We start from the raw sequence: 17070 nt of genomic DNA on the forward strand, positions 1-17070 counted from the left end.
CCTTTAAATTAGCATCATTCAATATCCACTTTATGAACTTCTTTTTCTATTTTAGGTAATTTAATGGTTAAAATAGAGTTATCAAAATCAGCTTTTACTTTTTCCACATCAATACTAAAGGGCAAAGTTAAGGTACGTATGGTTTTACCATGACTGCGCTCCTTCTGAAGGTATTTAACTTCTTCAGATTTTTCCTCAAAAATTGCTTTAATTATTATCTGATCTTCAGCCATTTTTAAATCAATATCCTCTTTTTTAACACCCGGAAGATCCATTTTCACTACCAGGCCATTTTCCGTTTCTACAACATCAGTAAGTGGTTTTTGAAGTTCAGTTTTATAATCAGATAATTTCTTTCCAAAATCCTCAGTTTTAGTCTGTATACTGCTCAAAACATCTTCAATAAATTTTTCAGCCCCTAAATCAATCTTTTCACTGCTGGAAGTTTTCTTTTCTTTTTTTGAATCTGATTTATTATTTTCAACTGCCATCTAACTCCTCCACCTTATTAATGATAAACTTGGTCAATATCCATAGGTATATTATGTAGATTATGCAATATAAAACTTAAATTTTAATGGATTTTAAGCATTGTTCACAAAATTACTATTTTAAGTGGTCTAATTAAATAATATTCACTATTTTAAATAATTAAATCATTTTTCATGGCCAATATAAAAAAATCAAATGATTTATTTTAATTTCTTTAAAATAGGATCTTTAAAGGCAGACTATGAAAATAGTAAATATAATATATTAAAAGGACGAAAAGACTTATAATCTATATATTAAACTCATAATTAATTATAAAAGGTAAGATAAGATGATTGTCAAGGAATGGTGTATGTATTGTGGGGAATGCGCAGGAGTATGCCCCCGTAATCTAATTGAAGTAAGGGAACTAACTTTAAAGTTTAATGAAGACCAGTGTAAAGAATGCAGTTTATGTATCCAGGTGTGTCCGGTAAAAGCACTACAAGAGGACAAATAAGGTGGTTATGATGTTAATTGAAACTGATATTTTAGTAATAGGTGCCGGTCCAGCAGGTTCCACCGCAGCCAAACATGCTGCTGAGGGTGGGGCCAGAGTCCTCCTGATGGATAAAAAATCAGAAATAGGAGCCCCTAAAAGATGTGCTGAAGGAGTATCCAATGGTGGACTGGAATCACTGGGAATAGAAAAAAATCCAAGATGGATCACCAAGGAACTGGACGGTGTAAGATTAATATCTCCCAATAGAACCGATGTATGGCTCACTTCTGATAAAATAGATTTACCTGAAGCAGGTTGTATTCTGGAGAGAAAGGTATTTGATAAGTACATGGCCATGGATGCTGCCCGGGCCGGAGCCCAGATTAAAATCAAAACCCTGGCCACTGGTATGGAAAAAACCGATGACGGATACCTGGTATCTGCTGAATCCATGGGTGAGTCATTCCAGATAAAAGCCAAAATAGTCATTGCTGCTGATGGACCAGAATCCAGAGTGGCCCGCTGGGGAGGACTAAATACCACGGCTAAACCAAAGGACATGGAGTCTGCAGCCCAGTTTGAAATGGCAGGGGTGGAAATGGAAAACAATAACTGTATTGAGTTCTACTTTGGTAGTGTGGCCCCAGGAGGATATGCCTGGATATTCCCTAAAGGAGACGATATCGCCAATGTGGGACTGGGTATTTTAGCCACCAAAACTGATAAGACTGCTTATGAGCACCTCTTAGAATTTGTAGCAAGTAACCCTGCCACAGAGAATGCTCAGCCAGTGGAATTAAATATTGGTGGAGACCCGGTGGGAGGTATGCCTAAAAAACTGGTAACAGATAATTTGATGGTAATTGGAGATGCTGCCGGACAGGTTAATCCGTTAACTGGTGGGGGAATCATCAGTGGAATGACTGGAGGTATGATTGCCGGTAAAGTTGCTGCTGAAGCCATAAGTGAAGGTGACCTATCTCGAAAGAAACTCAAAAAATATGAGGATGAATGCCAGGAAGCCATAGGTAAATCCATTAACAAATACCTCAAAGTAAAAGACTATATGCTCACCTTAAATGATGGTGAACTGGATTCTATTGCAGAAGCTTTCCAGGATATTGAATTTGAGAAGGTAAGTACCACGGAACTGGTGCGAAAACTGGTTAAAGTATCTCCCAAAGCACTATTAAAACTGGGTAAATTATTCTAAAACCAGTTTTAATTTTTTTATTCTACTTTTAATTATATTTCATTCTGAATTTTATTATTTTTTAATATTCAATACCCTGCTATTAAAAAAGCAATTAAAGCCACCAGGTAAAAGACCAGCACCACTTTATGATATAAAAAATCAGCCCAGCTAATCATTTTATCTTTATCCAGAAAATTGGATAGATAAAGGGGGATGGTGGCTATAACAGGAGGCAGGATTATTATTAAAAACTGTATACTATTCATATCCCCCACCAGAAGAATATAGGCCAATAATATACAACATAGAATAGATACTCCCAGCATCTGTTTCTTTTTTTCTTTATACATAAGATAAGTACCCATACCTGCTAAAAACATCAGTAAATAAACACTAAAGGGCACTAAAAATACATTCCCCAATAAAACACTGCAGGATGCCATCCTCAACACATTATTGGTCCCGGTACTACTAAAAGGGGCTAAACTTGTATCTTTTAATCTTAGAGGAGGCAGGGTGTAAATTATCTGGTTAATTATCATTAATAATAAAATAACAGTAAATGAAGCAGGAAAACGAATAAGGGCCAGTGCAAAAACCAGAATAATTAAAAGAAGAATAAATAATACTATGATTTCTGGTCTTATTTTATTCTGGATAAAGGGCCTCTTACTTTTAATTTTATCCTTACTATCACTCTTTAAATCAGTTAGATCATTAAGAGCATAAAGAGCACCCCACAAAAGAGTTACCAGAATTAATCCACCTAAAATTTTAAATGGTTGAGTGGTGGTTAAATGAGAATAATAGGCATAGGTAACCACTAAAAGGTACATGTGTATATTCTTAGCTGTCCAGCTAAGCCTGGTTGATTTTAAAAGAGTTAATATCATATTATACCTTAAGGTGGTTCTAAGTATTCCAGTATCAAACGGGGCCTACAGCCAAATTTGTGAAGGGCATCATCTATTTTTTTCTGATTTATATCTTTTAAATGGCTTTTAATAATATTAATAGTTTCAGCTCTACTGTATGATATTTCCACCACGCAGAATAAATAAGTTAGAAGTTTTACCAGTATTCGGGATAACCATCCCAAATCAGTAAAAATATCATATTTTTTACCTCTTAATTGTAGCCTCCAGGCAGTCTGAAACACCAGATTCATATTCTGGAACTCCTTATGGAACTGAATATATTCTTTTATACAGATAAAATAAAATATGAGGGGCCAGAAAGTGTTATTACGGGTCCATAGACTAAAACCAATAAGATCATCCTGGAGGAGGTGCTGGTCATGGAATTTATCAGCAAAAAGCACCACATCATACTCTTTTAGTTTCAGGTAGGCTTCTTTTTTAGTTTTAGAACCAGTATTCTTTTTTAAATCAGTGATTAATATTTCAAAAACTTGAGAGGGGGAGGTATTTACAGATGGAAGAGTACTGCTTACTTCATAGGTTTCTAAACCAGTCTCCTTTAAGGCATGGTATATGTTGGCGGATTTACCAGTTCCAGGAGCACCTAAAACATGGACTATTTTTCCCTTACTCTTTTTTAATTTTATAAAGGCTTTTTTAAGGTTAAGAAAAGAGTTGGTGGGTACAAAATTAGAATTATCACTCCGGGAGTTTACTTTATGTGGTCCGGTATAAATTGTGGTTTTCAGGAGTTCTTCCCGGGGAGTAGACATATATTTTAATATTATATCTTCCTATATAAGGAGTTTTAATATTTTTAAAAAATTTAAAATAGCTTATCCAATTTCATTCTCTAAACATGGTTTATATAGTGATAAATACAATATTTTTATAACTTTTAAGGGTACTTAAATGGTGGTCAATTGAATAATAATTCTGATACATTAATTCCCGGGGATAAAAAGGATTCAGGCTGTATTTTTAAAAAATACATAGTTCCCTGTATTTTACTGGTTATATTAACTTTAATTGTTAGCTGGATTGCCTACCAGAGAGTTCAAATCCAGATAATTATGGGTCCGGGATGGGATACTTATGCTTTTTTGGCCAATGCACTGGAGTTTGCTGGTAAGAGTATAGGATATGCTGAGTTTGATCGACCACCCTTCATGTCATTTATTACTTCATTTTTCTTCCAATCAGGGAATATCCATGAATCAACTATTTTCTATGTGGATGGAGGATTTTTTGTTCTGGGAGTAATAGGTTTATACCTCTTTTTAAAACTAAGATTTGATAGTATACAGAGCTTTACCGGAGCACTATTATTTGCCTCTTCACCGGTAGTCTTATCCTGGATGGGAGTAGGTTATACTGATCTGGCCAGTGTGGCACTTTCCATCTGGGCATTGTACTTTTTAGTTCTATCTGTGGAAAAAAGTCCCTGGTTTTATTATCTGGCCTTTCCAGTAGCTATGATGGCCTTTTTAACCAGATATACTGCGGGTTTGATTCTTTTTCCCATGATTTTGTATATTGTAATAAGTAGAAAATACTTATCTCATTTTAAAAAGATGATTGGGGGGATAATTGCAGCGTTTATGGTATTGCTGCCTTTTTTAGTTTATAATTATCAAAATTTAGGGGATCCTATAGGTCCTTTTTTGGGATTTTTATCCGCATCAGAATCAGCTGGTTTGGAATCCATTGCATATGATCCCAATCCTAAGTATTATTTAACTAATTTACCCTCTTATATTGCCACTCAGGGTGATTTTAGTTCTATTTTAGTATATTTGATTTTTCTAATAGTTATAGTTGGAATCATAATCTACTTCTATGATCTTATCCGGGAAAAACTGATGAAAAGTAGAGTTAAAGGAAAAGTCTCCAAGATACTGGAAATTCAAAGAACCGGCACAAAAATAAAATTAGTTTTTTTCACAGGATTATTATTGATATTTTTAATTACTTTTAATCGCGTATCATATATGACCAGTGAACTTGTATTTTTACTTTTAAGTTATGCCTCATTTACTCTTTTAAAAGATATTACTTCTAAAAAGATTGAAATTGATCTTCTTTTTTTGGCCTGGTTTATGACTTATTTTATATTCCACAGTGTATTTGTGGCTAAGGTTGATCGTTATTTTGTCACCATGGCCCCTGCATTTAGTTACTTTGTAATTTTAGGGCTGAGTGAAATTGTAAATAAATTACAAATTAAAATAAAAGGAACTAATTTAACAGCATGGGTTATATCATTATTTTTAATATTTCTGGCTTTATCTTCGGCAGTATCTTTTCTAAATGAGATGCCTCAAAAGGAAGATTATATTGTGAGAGATTCTAAAATAGCTAGTGCATGGTTTGCAAATTATGATTTAGACTATCATTCTAAATTAATTTACTCAGATGCATGGCCAACTGTTAGCTGGTATTTAGGAGCTGATGTAAAACCAATGCCTGTTTTTAAGGATTCAAGGGCTTTTAATCATGAATTACAGAAATATGATGTGGATTATTACTTCACTTTATATGGAAATCGCAATTTGACTGCCTATGATCAAATTGCTAAATTTGGGACAGTAAGTATATTTAAGAAAAACCCGGAAAAGTTTGATAATAAACCTCAAATGCTTTACATTGGCAAAAACTGGCAAAATTATTTAGATGATGTATTGGGATTTAATGCTTATGTAATAAATGGTAGAAGCAATGAATATGGTGCTAAAATATATGATCTTAAATTTAGAAACCAGGACCTCTTTTTAGATGATTATCAATTAGAAGAGATAAAAAAATACGACTCATTATCTTTATATAACTTTGCCTGGCACAATCAGAGTAAAGCAGAAAATTTAATTTTAGATTATGCTGAATCTGGAGGAACTGTGGTTATTGATCTTTCTGCTAATTTAGATGGAATTTATTATGGTTTAGATAATGCAATTTTTTTAGATACTTTGATTACCCGTAAAGTAATGAATGAAAATCCAAGAATCGAAATCAATCCCCAAATAAATCAAACAGCAGATTTTTCACCATTTAAATCTGAAGATGGAGGAGTATGGGTTGGGGCAAATTACGAATCATTTGGAGAAAACAAGATAGAAAATTTGGTCACGGCTAATGGTAAAACATTAATTGGAATTCAAAAGGTGGGAAAAGGCAAAATTATTTGGATTGGATATAATTTGATTTGGCATTCATTTGTTTATGAGAACACTTATGAAAAACAACTAATTCAAGATATTATTTTTAAATGGTGATTATTTGAGGTTATGTATAGTTACAACAATGTTTCCTAAATATAAAGGAGATTATTATGGTTCTTTTGTTTATGATGAAGCAAAAGAATTAGTAAAAAAAGGGTGCGAAGTTCATGTAATCACTCAACATAATGAAGGAATACCTTATGAAGAAAACATGGATGGTATTTACATTCATAGATTTAGATGGTTAAAACCTAAAAAATTTCGGGCTCTTGTACATTTCAATGGAATTAAAGATTATTTTAGGCTCACTACATACCTAATTTCTTTATTTTTGAAATTAATTTATATTATTAGAAAAAATAATATAGATGTTATACATTCTCATTCAGCTGTCCCAACTGGCTTTGTATCAATCTTTGTTTCCAAAATTCTTAGGAGACCTCATTTTATTACAGTTCATGGCATGGATGTAAATGATTGTATTAAACATCCTATCATAAAGTATTTTGTTTTATTCGCACTTAATAATTGTGATAATGTAATTGTTGTTAGTGATCATCTTAAAAAAAAGCTCATAAGTACAGGAATTTATAGAAAAAAAATTAAAATTTTAAGAAATGCTATAAATATTAATAAATTTAAACCGATTAGAAACTATGAAATTCGTGAAAGGTATAAAATAACTAAACAAGAAATATTAATCTTATTTGTAGGCTATTTAGATACTTTTAAAGGAGTATTTGAATTATTAGAGGCATTTTATAAATTAAATAATAAATATTTTAACTTAAAATTAATGTTTGTTGGGGTAGGACCCAAGAGTAGTGATTTAATTAATAAAACTACAAAGTTAGGTTTACAAGATAAGATATTATTCGTGGGGAATATATCTCATGATTATATACATGAATACTATCAGGCAGCAGATATTGTTGTTCTTCCGTCTTATGGGGAAGGTGGAGGTCCTCCTTTATCTATTTTAGAAGCTATGGCTTGCGGAATACCTGTAATAGGTTCTAATGTTGGTGGAATTCCTGAAGGGATTCACCATTCTGTTAATGGATTAATTACATCTCCAAAAAGTATAAACGATTTAGCTAAGAAAATTGAAATTTTAGTAACTAATCCTGACTTAAGAAAACAATTTGGAAAAGAATCATTAAGGATTATTAAAATTAAATCTTTAGATATCAATACAAAAATAAATAAACTAGTTAATTTTTATAAAAATTCTATCGGTTGATCTAAATGGGAAATATTCTTATATTAAATGCAGGATATTCAAATAAAGGCAACTATGCATTAATAATTTCTACAAAATTAATATTAAATTATTTCATGGCTGATGCAAAAATTTGCTTATCTGGGCCAGATAAAATAAAAACTAGTCAATTGATTATTGAAAGACATATAAGCCATAGATTATATTTAGAAAAACCTCATACTATATTAATCGGATTTCTATATCTATTTAAATGTATTTATATTCGCCTAATCAGCAATTTCATGAATGTTTCTATTTCAAAAAATTCAAGATTATATTATTGCTATAATTCAGATATAGTTGTTAATAGTGGTGGAGATCACTTAAGTGGTGAATATGGATTGAATCCTTTAGGAACTTTTTTGAATATTTCCTATGCTCTGGCATTAAAAAAACCAGTAGTTCTCTTTGGGGAAAGTTTAGGATATTATAAAAATCCTCTAATAAAGATAATAGCTAATTATATTTTAAATAAAACTAGATTAATTTTAGTTAGAGAAAATTTATCTAAAGAATATCTACTTAAAAATAATATAAAGAACCCGGATATATATGTTACTGCAGATCCTGCTTTTTATTTGAGCCCCATTAGGGAATCAAAAGTTATTCATATTCTTAATAAGGAAAATATTAAACTAGAAAAAAATCCAGTCATAGGTATCAATCCTAGTGGGTTAATAAATAAATTTGAAAATAAGTTGGACTTAGAAAAAGATCTTAATATGATATTAGCAAAAGTAAGTGATTTCTTAATAAGAGAATTAAATGCTTCTATTTTGTTCATACCCCACGTTTACACTTCTACCGATGATGATAGGTCCAGCATAAGTTTAATTTACGAGAAAGTTGAAAATAAAGAAAATGTAAGTATGATTAAGGGAGAATATTCTCCTCAGGAACTCAAGGGTATTATTGGACTATGTGATCTTTTTATCGGCACTAGAATGCATGCCATGATTGCAGCAACTTCTATGATGGTTCCCACTGTAGGTATAGCATATAGTCACAAAACTCATGGAATAATTGGGGATATGTTAGGACAGGAGAAACATATTTTAGATATTAACCAAATAAATTTCGAAGATTTAGTTTATTTAATAATTGATGCTTGGAATAATCGGGACACAATAAAATCGGACTTAGAACATAAAATTCCTTTAGTTAAAGAAAGAGCTTTAATGAATGGTAAATTTGTTAAGGATTTGATGGATTCTTTAAAAATTTCTTAGAAATTTTTTTGAAGTCTTTTTTTGATTTTATGTGTATTATGAAGTTATATGGTAATCCATATAATTTAAGGATTTTTGCAGGTAAATGGCCAATAATTATTCTTAAATATTTATTTGAATATAATTTGGAATTAATAAAAGGGAATAAAGAAATTAGAAAATTCAGGTGATTTGATTGGAAGTTATTATTATTTATAATGTATTTGGGACTATTTTTAAATATTTCATGGGGATTAGTGAAAAGTTTCTTTTTTAAGTATAACATTCCTTTTTGTGATTCAATCACTTTTTCAGGGTTAATTGGCTTTAAAGATATCAGGCCTCTATTTTTTATTGATTTTATTACATTTTTGCAGGTATTGTTCTTGGTTATTATGAGTGTTTTTCCAATTTTTTCACTGGAGAATTCATTTAACCAGGGATCACCAAATGAGATATCTGCTAATTCAGAAAGTCCATCATTACATAAAAAACATCTATCTGGGGTGAAAAAATTTAAACCAAATGAACTACTCCAATAATTAGATAATGAAATTTCATTTCCTTCCTTAAATTTAATGTTCATTGATCCCGGCCATCCTTGTCCCCTAAATCTGATAGATTTTATGGTTTTTTCTTTAATTTTCAGTTTTTTTATTAGAAATGTTGTTCCTAAAAAACTAGGGCATTGTCCACAAAAAAGCCCCAAATGTATTATTATTTTGTCTTTAAGAGCCTTATTTAATTGCTCAGCTTTTCTGATTCCATGGATATGGCAAGGTAAACCTACCATAGCAAACTTTTCTTCAGTTTCAGATTCTATTATATCTTTAAGAGCAATATTTAGAGGTACAGGACAATATTTTGAACCCATTGCCTCAATTATTTCTTCTTTTGTTTTTGCAATGAAAGGGTCTGGTTCTAATGGTTTATTTTCTTTCATTTTTGTAACTAAAACACCATCTATAATTCCATCTTCTAGTGCAGAAATAAGTAATTGTGTGATAATTCCTCCAGATGATGCATTATATCTAATATCCTCATTAGATGAATGACCCACATAACAACCCTCATAATTACCAATTAAAATATTATCTGGTTGTTTTCCAAATATTTTATAATTAAGCTCTTTAAAGTTAACTTCATGTCCAGGGCAGACTTTACAACATATTCCACAATCAATACATTTTTTTTCATCTAAAAAGGGTATATATATTCCTTTTAATTCATCTATCATGATCTTAAGGGCATTTTCAGGACACAAAGCTATGCATGTACCACAACCACAACACAAACCCTTTTTAACAACATTTAAAATGTTAATAGTATTCATTTATCTGCCTTTTTTAAAATTCCTTTAAACAATATTTTATCTCTTTTAGTGAAAGTATTTAATATTATTAACACCACTAAATAAATCAAAACTGCCAGAATAATATTAATAATTATATTGAAATCCTTTAGATAAATTAAAACAATTCCCATAGTTAAAGATGCTATTAAAGGCTTTAATAAAATTTTACTCATACCTATTTTTTTGTAATATCTATCAATAAAAAATATAAATATAAAATATAGAGATAGTTCTGATAGGACTGTTGCAATGCTTGCTCCAATATAACTGATATATGGAATTAAAATCAAATTTAATATTATATTTAAAATGGCACATATAGATACACTTAAAGTGCGAAGACCTTGTTTATTTATAGAAGTTAAATGAGTACCCGTAATAGTACTAACTAGCCTAATGGGAATGCATAAGGCCAATATTTGAAATGCCCCTATTGCATCTATAAAATTCCCAGCGTAAAAAAAATTAATTAAGATATCTGCAAAAACTAAACAAAAAATAGTAATTGGAAATCCAATTATGGCTAAGTACTTAGAAGATATTAATGTAATAGTTTCTAAAGAATCCTTTGATATGGTGAAATATCTTGACATTACTGGATAAATTGTAGATGTTATTATTCCAGAAACAATAAAACTCAATGCTAATATTGGATTATAAGCTGCATTATAAATCCCAACTACTACGTCGTCTTTTAAAATTGAAAGTAATACCGTATCTATTTTAAAAAAGAGCATGGCGAACATGGTATTCAGGCCAAAAGGTATGGAACCTATTGTTAATTTTTTCCATGTTAAAAGATTAATCTCGGGTTTGGGTTTACTAATTTTGAAAGATGTAATGATAATGGCAATTAATACTTCTATAATTCCTGCGAAAACGTAAACTAATCCTAACTCTGTTAATCCCTTCCCTGAAATCATAACAAAGATTCCTAGGCTAATCAATATTATTTTTTCTAATATTAAAATCAAAGCAGCATATTCCATTTTTTCATATGCTTGAAATATTGAAATGAACATTTGGGCAAAAGATACTAAAATAGTGTAGATACCAAAAAGATAAACTATTTTAATTACATTTTGGGGATATCCCATAAGATTAATAGTTATGTATATTAATGCAAAAGTGATAAATGCTAGAAAGAATTTGATTATAAAAGAATTTATCAAGTATTCGTCTGTTAAATTTTTATCACGAGAAATTTCTCGAATAATAAGTTGACTTATCCCAATATCTGCAAAAATTGTAAATAGTGATGTAAAAGATATTGCAAAACTATATATTCCAAATTCAGCTTCTCCTAAAAATCTTGCAATGTAAATTAATAGGAAAAAAGTCAATATAGCAACGATTATTTGTGAAATCCCTGATATACCTATGTTTTTTGCTAATCTCTGGATAGGATTCATGTAAAACTCACGAAAAAGAAATTTAACTTTATTTTCTATAAAATCAGATTCAAATCATTTATCCCATTTTTTCCGGATTAACTTATTCTCCTTCTGCACCAGATATATCTCCCTTCTTAAAAGACTAATCTGGGTAGCCACAAAACCAAAAATCAATATCTGTATACCGGATAGCACCATAATGGCCATAAATAACATCAAAGGCCGGTTAGGATCCAGAGAACCGGTAAGATACTGATAAAATAAGTAAAATCCACTTATAATTCCTATTAAAAGAATAAAAAACCCAATTAACCCGAAAAGTACCATGGGTTTTTCATAGAAGGTGAATAATAAATGGGATATGGTGGTGGCCCGGAACCTGACTTTAGATTCCCCCAACTCCCGGGCTTTTAAGGTGACTGGAACTTCCACTATTTTAAATCCTATGGCACTGGCCTTGGATAGGATCTCTGGATTAATTTCTGTTCCATTAGATTCTAATTCCACTGAATCAATAACATCACGTCTGTAAGCCCTGAAAACCCCGGTAACGGTACTTATATTGTCTCTCATAGAATACCCAACAATCTTATTAGCCATTTTACTGATAAACAACCTTAAAAAAGGAATATCCTGAGTTTTACCCCCTTGCATATACTGGGATCCAATAACAATCCCTACCGCTTCATTGATATTACTTACAAGACGCGGTATTTCTGAGGGTTCATAACTTAAATCAGCATCAATGGTAACCACCACCTCACCTCTTGCTTTCTCAAAACCAGTACGAAGAGCCTTACCCATGCCCTGATTGATTTCATGCTGTAAAACTTTCAGTTGAGGGTTATTTTCACTAATTTTTCGGGCCAGGTCCCGGGTTTTATCCTGGCTACCATCATCAACTACTATGATTTCATAAGCATCATAAGCATCATCCAGAACAGCTTTAATTTGTGATATGGTAGGGGAAACATTCTCTTCCTCATTATACATGGGTATTATCACTGAAACTTCCATATTAATAACCTTTATAATCGTTAAAATAGTAGTTAAATATTAAATATCATTGGAAACCCTTAAACGGGCAGGTAAGGGTTTTATACGGGCAGGGGCACCGATGGCCAGGTACCAGGGAGGTACACTTTGGGTTACAATGGCTCCTGCTGCTACCATGGCCCCTTCACCCACCTCCACATTGGACAGAAAAGTAGAATTAGCCCCAATAGACGCACCTTTACGAATTACAGGTCCTTTGAGTTTATAATCAACTCTTACCGGATAACGATCATTGGTAAAGCAGGCGCAGGGCCCTATAAATACATTATCTTCTATATAACTATTTTTAGGAATATATACATTGGACTGGATACTTACATTGCTTCCTATCTTACTATGGCCTTCCACCACCGCATTGGTTCCAATTAATACTTCATTTCCTATGGTGGTTTTTTCCCGGACAAGTACGTTATGTCCGGTTTGGAAATTATCTCCAATAGTTACATCATTATAGATAACACTGTTGGTCCTGATAAGTGCATTTTTACCAATAATAGGTGGTTTACTGAATCTTTGATAGGCATATCCAATAACCACATTCTCAAAATCCTTTTTACCATCCCATGAATCCTGGTCATCACCAAATATCAGGCTCTTAAAGTTAGGCATCTATTTTCCTCTTCTTTTCCATAAATTACTCAGATTAAATATATGTCCTATCTGGAATATAGTAGTTGCGACATTTGAACTGAAACCATCTTTAGCATCCTTCACCCCATTTTTAAATCCATTAAGTGGACCTTCCACCTTCCAATCCGCTGGTTCATTTAGAATATGTAAAAAGGCTGATACTCTAAAGCAAAAGGTCATAAGACGATACAGGGGTAGTAAGGCCACATAATGGAATGATTTTTCTAGTTTTTCCCTGGTGTGAGGGGGAGAGTAGTGGTAGGAGAATAGAATCACGGCCACATCAATTAATACATAGAATAAATACATCAGGACCATGATTACTGGTAAAAGGTAGGTGTAGAGTCCCATTATAGGGAAAAGCAGTAATACAAATACCCATATCAGTCGGGGAAAGGCTATGGTATGGTCCACAAATAGTATTCTCTGCAGTCCCAGTAAATCGAAGTAGCGGAACTGACGACCTTTTAAACGTTTTTTTCTATCAGCAACAACCTTCTTTATATAATCAATAACCAGACTCAACATTCGAGGGTCTTTTTGATCTATCACTATTCCTAATATTTCCCGTAGTGAGGTTTCCTGTTGAGCCAGGGATTTATCCTGGCGCATGGCTGCTACTTCCAATTGGCCCCGTGCCCAGCGGACTCTCTGAGAATAGAGGGTATCGTAATCGGTTATGGCCTGGGCATGGGCCACCGCAGTGGGTACATTCACGATATTGATTTTTTTATTATGCAGCATCATGGTGATGTGCATGTCTTCTGAGACGGTCACCGGCCAGTAACCACCCATTCCTCCGATTATGTTACGCCTGAAGGCTGAAAAAGCACCGGACATGGTGTAGATGGAGTCAATTACTGACTGGTAACTTCTCTCGAAGTTAAAGGAACTTAAATATTCTAAAAATTCACATTTTGAAAAGAACATGGATTTAATATCTTCATTTTGAATTTCATCCCATTCTATTTCAATATAACCGGTGGCTGCTCCCACTTTTTCATCTTCTACAAAAGCCTGCACCACATTTTTAACGGCATGCTCATCTAAGCGGATATCCGCATCAATGGTGATTATTATTTCACCTTTGCTGCTACGTATCCCGGTATTCAGGGTATGTACTTTACCGGTGTGGCCTTTTTTAATAAGCTTTAAATCCACCCCATGCATGATGGCATCTACTTCTATTTTTTTAACCAGGTTGGTGGTGTTATCTTTGGATCCATCATCCACCACAATTATCTCCATCTTTTTATCCGGATATTCATTCTGTATAATGGATAAAAGACAGCTTTCAATGTGTTCTTCTTCATTGTGGGCCGGTACCACCACGGAAACTGTGGGGAGTTCTTTTTCCAGGGCAATCTTTCCCACCTGGTGCATGGACTTACGGGAGAAGTACATCTTAATGGGCACCATTACTCCATCAATAATGATGGCTATTAAAAGCCAGGTGGTCCACACCATCATGCTTACCCACATGGGATCTTCCATTAAATCCTCCTCTCCCACAATTTATTCAAATTTACCACCTTTTATGTTATTCCGGACAATACTCAGGGTAGGTCGGGTAAGTAAATACCAGTATAAAACAATGATGAATATGAAGAATATGATTTTACCTACAAAGGCATGGGCCACATACAGGGCTGGTTTTCCAAATATATTCACCAGATAAACGATACTCATCATCCGGATTAAATTAGCACCATAAGTTATTCCAATACCAATAGCAGCGTACTTGGTTTTTCTTTTCCAGCTGTAACCAGGATACAATATTAACAATCCGGAGAGAACTCCAATTTCTATTATAGCCGAGCATTCCATCCCTATACCAAATATACTCCACCCGGTAGGGTCAGGGAATATGAAGGCATTAGGAGGTAAAAATTCAGAGGGTATACCAAAAGCGGTGGCTAGTGCGGCGATATTCTGGGCTTCAATACCCATTATCCAGGTATCCAGACCGGTTATTATAAAAAAAGATACAATAAATGCCATAAAAGAAACAGCGCCTGCCAGGTAGAAGGTTAACCACCATCTCTTTTTATGGGCTATAGCCGCCACACTCATTAAAATTCCAGCCAGGGCTACAATAAACCAGGGACTGGGCACAGAATAAAACTGGGTGGACCGGGTGGCCGGACCACTAGGGTAATTCCAGGTGGCGGTAATTATATAGGACCCTCCGGTTTGAAAGGAATCATAGGGGAAATCCACATTGGTGGTATTCCAGAGGAAGGTACGGGATTCTCCTCTTCTAAGTTGACCTACATCATATACCACACTTTCCACCAGCTGATTAGTGGGACCATACCTGATTTCCAGGGTCAGGGTACCCCAGGGTATGTTACCGGAACCTGTATTGGCAGTAGTAACCCTGAACTGGATAGGGCCCTCAGTGGTATATGGAGCACCCACCGGAGTTAGTTCGGTTATGGTTCCCTTACCTGCTGATAGTTCCACTTCCTGGCTACTATCATTACTAAGATTAAAAGAAACATTATCCTCAGCAAAGGCCATACCCAGTAATCCGGGCAGCAAAAGGGCTACTATTAATATAATTCTCAGATTCAAACCAGCACCTTTAAATATATAGTATTACATTATATGGTACTCTTTTATATAAAAATATATAACAATTCAAAAAAAATTTATAAATTTTTACCAGGTGCTCCCTTTGGAAATAATAAAAGAAGAGATACAAAAAAAAATTGAAGATTTACGTAAAGAAATAGGGCATGAGGAAGCAGAAGTAAATATAAAGGAGATAATCTATATCCCTGCTGAGGAAAAACTCATAATAATCACCCCGGATAGGCCGGATAAATCCGCAGTTATTGGAAAAGGGGGATGGGTGGTAGGTCGCCTCAAAGAATCTTTAGGGGTTAAAAATATCCATGTGGCAGCTTACGTGGATATAATGGTTAAAGAGTACCGGATGAAACTGGCCCTTAAAAAACTCAATAATTTCTTATCCCTGGATAACCCTCTACCATTATCTAACCTAAAAAAACTGCTTTTAAAAAAGATGGAAAACCCTCATGATTTTAATTTTATGGATTATTTTAATTTAACAGATCATCCTTATAATGATTCTTCTGATATTAAAAATGATCAACATACCCTGGTTGCATTATCTGGTGGTGTGGATAGTAGTTTTTCTCTTATAATCGCTCATCTTTTAGGATTTAATCCCCTGGCTCTCACCGTGGATCCTGGAACCATAGTCTTACCTAACCATTTTAAAAATAATATAGAGTCCCTGTGCCACTTACTTAAAGTACCCCAGGTATATGTTCCGGCTGATTTTACCGGTATCATAAATGATAGTTTCCAGGGACGCTTCCATCCCTGTGGGCCCTGCTCAAAAAAAGTTCATGAAAAAATTTTTGACTATGCCCATAAAAATAATTTTAAAATAGTTATTTTTGGTGATTTATTATCCACCGGATGCCAGTCTATACTATCTTCTGAGGGTATAATCAGAATCAACTTACCGGCCTTACTGGGGGTATCCAAACAGGAATTAAAAAAAGTTAGTTACCACTTTGGAGTTAAAAAAGTTGCTGGTTTTGGCTGTCCTCTTTTAGGGGAAGTTGAGAAAAAATTTCCACACATGAGTCGTTATTCCATCCAGAGAGTGTTAAGAGAAACCCGTTCAGGAGCTTTAGAGCCAGGTGAAGCACTGGAACTTATATGGAGTTCATGTAAACACTTTAAGTAAACCATATATAACCAGAAATATTCCTACCAGATAACCCACCAGGAAGGGGTAAATTAACATTAATATACCAATTAATACCGCCAGAAGTCCAATCATTTTAGGGTCAGTTTTTGTATCCATATATATTATTA

At 33.4% G+C, this 17070-nt stretch carries 16 protein-coding genes; 6 read left to right on the plus strand and 10 right to left on the minus strand.

Translation table 11 applies throughout. The annotated features are described in order from the left end of the window. Positions 1-14 precede the first annotated feature (14 nt). Positions 15-491, minus strand: a complete 477-nt coding sequence (locus tag HYG87_RS10880; protein WP_211533183.1) for an Hsp20/alpha crystallin family protein — start codon at positions 489-491, stop codon at positions 15-17. Positions 492-823: 332 nt separating this feature from the next. On the opposite strand from HYG87_RS10880, the gene HYG87_RS10885 reads away from it, so the two are divergent. Together HYG87_RS10885 and HYG87_RS10890 are read left to right on the plus strand one after the other, a co-directional pair. Further along, entirely contained in the window at positions 824-991 is a 168-nt protein-coding gene (locus HYG87_RS10885; protein WP_211533184.1) for a 4Fe-4S binding protein, read from the plus strand. Positions 992-998: 7 nt separating this feature from the next. After that, entirely contained in the window at positions 999-2186 is a 1188-nt protein-coding gene (locus tag HYG87_RS10890; RefSeq protein ID WP_211533185.1) for an NAD(P)/FAD-dependent oxidoreductase, read from the plus strand. A gap of 68 nt (positions 2187-2254) precedes the next feature. Here HYG87_RS10890 and HYG87_RS10895 read toward each other — a convergent pair whose 3' ends face one another. After that, positions 2255-3061 (minus strand): UbiA family prenyltransferase, encoded by an 807-nt coding sequence (locus HYG87_RS10895; RefSeq protein WP_211533186.1) that lies wholly within the window; start codon positions 3059-3061, stop codon positions 2255-2257. Positions 3062-3069: 8 nt separating this feature from the next. Beyond that, on the minus strand, positions 3070-3861 hold the full coding sequence (locus HYG87_RS10900) for a hypothetical protein (RefSeq protein WP_211533187.1): 792 nt from the start codon (positions 3859-3861) through the stop codon (positions 3070-3072). A 150-nt stretch (positions 3862-4011) separates the two neighbouring features. On the opposite strand from HYG87_RS10900, the gene HYG87_RS10905 reads away from it, so the two are divergent. From HYG87_RS10905 to HYG87_RS10915, 3 genes are read left to right on the plus strand one after another with little or no spacing between them, the layout of a single operon-like run. Next, the gene (locus HYG87_RS10905) at positions 4012-6360 is read left to right on the plus strand and encodes a glycosyltransferase family 39 protein (RefSeq protein ID WP_211533188.1); all 2349 of its coding nucleotides are present in this window, start codon (positions 4012-4014) and stop codon (positions 6358-6360) included. Positions 6361-6364: 4 nt separating this feature from the next. Then, on the plus strand, positions 6365-7549 hold the full coding sequence (locus HYG87_RS10910) for a glycosyltransferase family 4 protein (RefSeq protein ID WP_211533189.1): 1185 nt from the start codon (positions 6365-6367) through the stop codon (positions 7547-7549). 5 nt (positions 7550-7554) lie between these two features. Continuing rightward, positions 7555-8799, plus strand: a complete 1245-nt coding sequence (locus tag HYG87_RS10915; RefSeq protein WP_211533190.1) for a polysaccharide pyruvyl transferase family protein — start codon at positions 7555-7557, stop codon at positions 8797-8799. Here HYG87_RS10915 and HYG87_RS10920 read toward each other — a convergent pair. From HYG87_RS10920 to HYG87_RS10945, 6 genes are read right to left on the minus strand one after another with little or no spacing between them, the layout of a single operon-like run. After that, positions 8765-10111, minus strand: coding sequence for a Coenzyme F420 hydrogenase/dehydrogenase, beta subunit C-terminal domain (locus HYG87_RS10920; RefSeq protein ID WP_211533191.1), 1347 nt, complete (start codon positions 10109-10111; stop codon positions 8765-8767). The two genes, HYG87_RS10915 and HYG87_RS10920, sit on opposite strands and share 35 nt — an antisense overlap. Next, entirely contained in the window at positions 10108-11544 is a 1437-nt protein-coding gene (locus HYG87_RS10925; protein ID WP_211533192.1) for a flippase, read from the minus strand. Before HYG87_RS10925 ends, HYG87_RS10920 begins: the two co-directional genes overlap by 4 nt. Positions 11545-11598: 54 nt before the next feature. Next, entirely contained in the window at positions 11599-12543 is a 945-nt protein-coding gene (locus HYG87_RS10930) for a glycosyltransferase family 2 protein (RefSeq protein WP_211533193.1), read from the minus strand. 39 nt (positions 12544-12582) lie between these two features. Continuing rightward, on the minus strand, positions 12583-13191 hold the full coding sequence (locus HYG87_RS10935) for an acyltransferase (protein WP_211533194.1): 609 nt from the start codon (positions 13189-13191) through the stop codon (positions 12583-12585). After that, on the minus strand, positions 13192-14706 hold the full coding sequence (locus HYG87_RS10940) for a glycosyltransferase (protein ID WP_211533195.1): 1515 nt from the start codon (positions 14704-14706) through the stop codon (positions 13192-13194). A 21-nt stretch (positions 14707-14727) separates the two neighbouring features. Then, complete coding sequence (locus tag HYG87_RS10945; RefSeq protein WP_211533196.1) at positions 14728-15789, minus strand: archaeosortase/exosortase family protein; 1062 nt, start codon at positions 15787-15789, stop codon at positions 14728-14730. 103 nt (positions 15790-15892) lie between these two features. Between HYG87_RS10945 and HYG87_RS10950 the strand changes: the two genes are divergently transcribed. Continuing rightward, the gene (locus HYG87_RS10950) at positions 15893-16939 is read left to right on the plus strand and encodes an ATPase (RefSeq protein WP_211533197.1); all 1047 of its coding nucleotides are present in this window, start codon (positions 15893-15895) and stop codon (positions 16937-16939) included. Here HYG87_RS10950 and HYG87_RS10955 read toward each other — a convergent pair. Next, on the minus strand, positions 16919-17059 hold the full coding sequence (locus tag HYG87_RS10955) for a DUF3096 domain-containing protein (protein ID WP_211533198.1): 141 nt from the start codon (positions 17057-17059) through the stop codon (positions 16919-16921). The genes HYG87_RS10950 and HYG87_RS10955 overlap by 21 nt on opposite strands. Positions 17060-17070 lie beyond the last annotated feature (11 nt).

This window comes from Methanobacterium alkalithermotolerans, assembly GCF_018141185.1.
GTDB classification, from domain to species: Archaea; Methanobacteriota; Methanobacteria; order Methanobacteriales; family Methanobacteriaceae; genus Methanobacterium_F; species Methanobacterium_F alkalithermotolerans.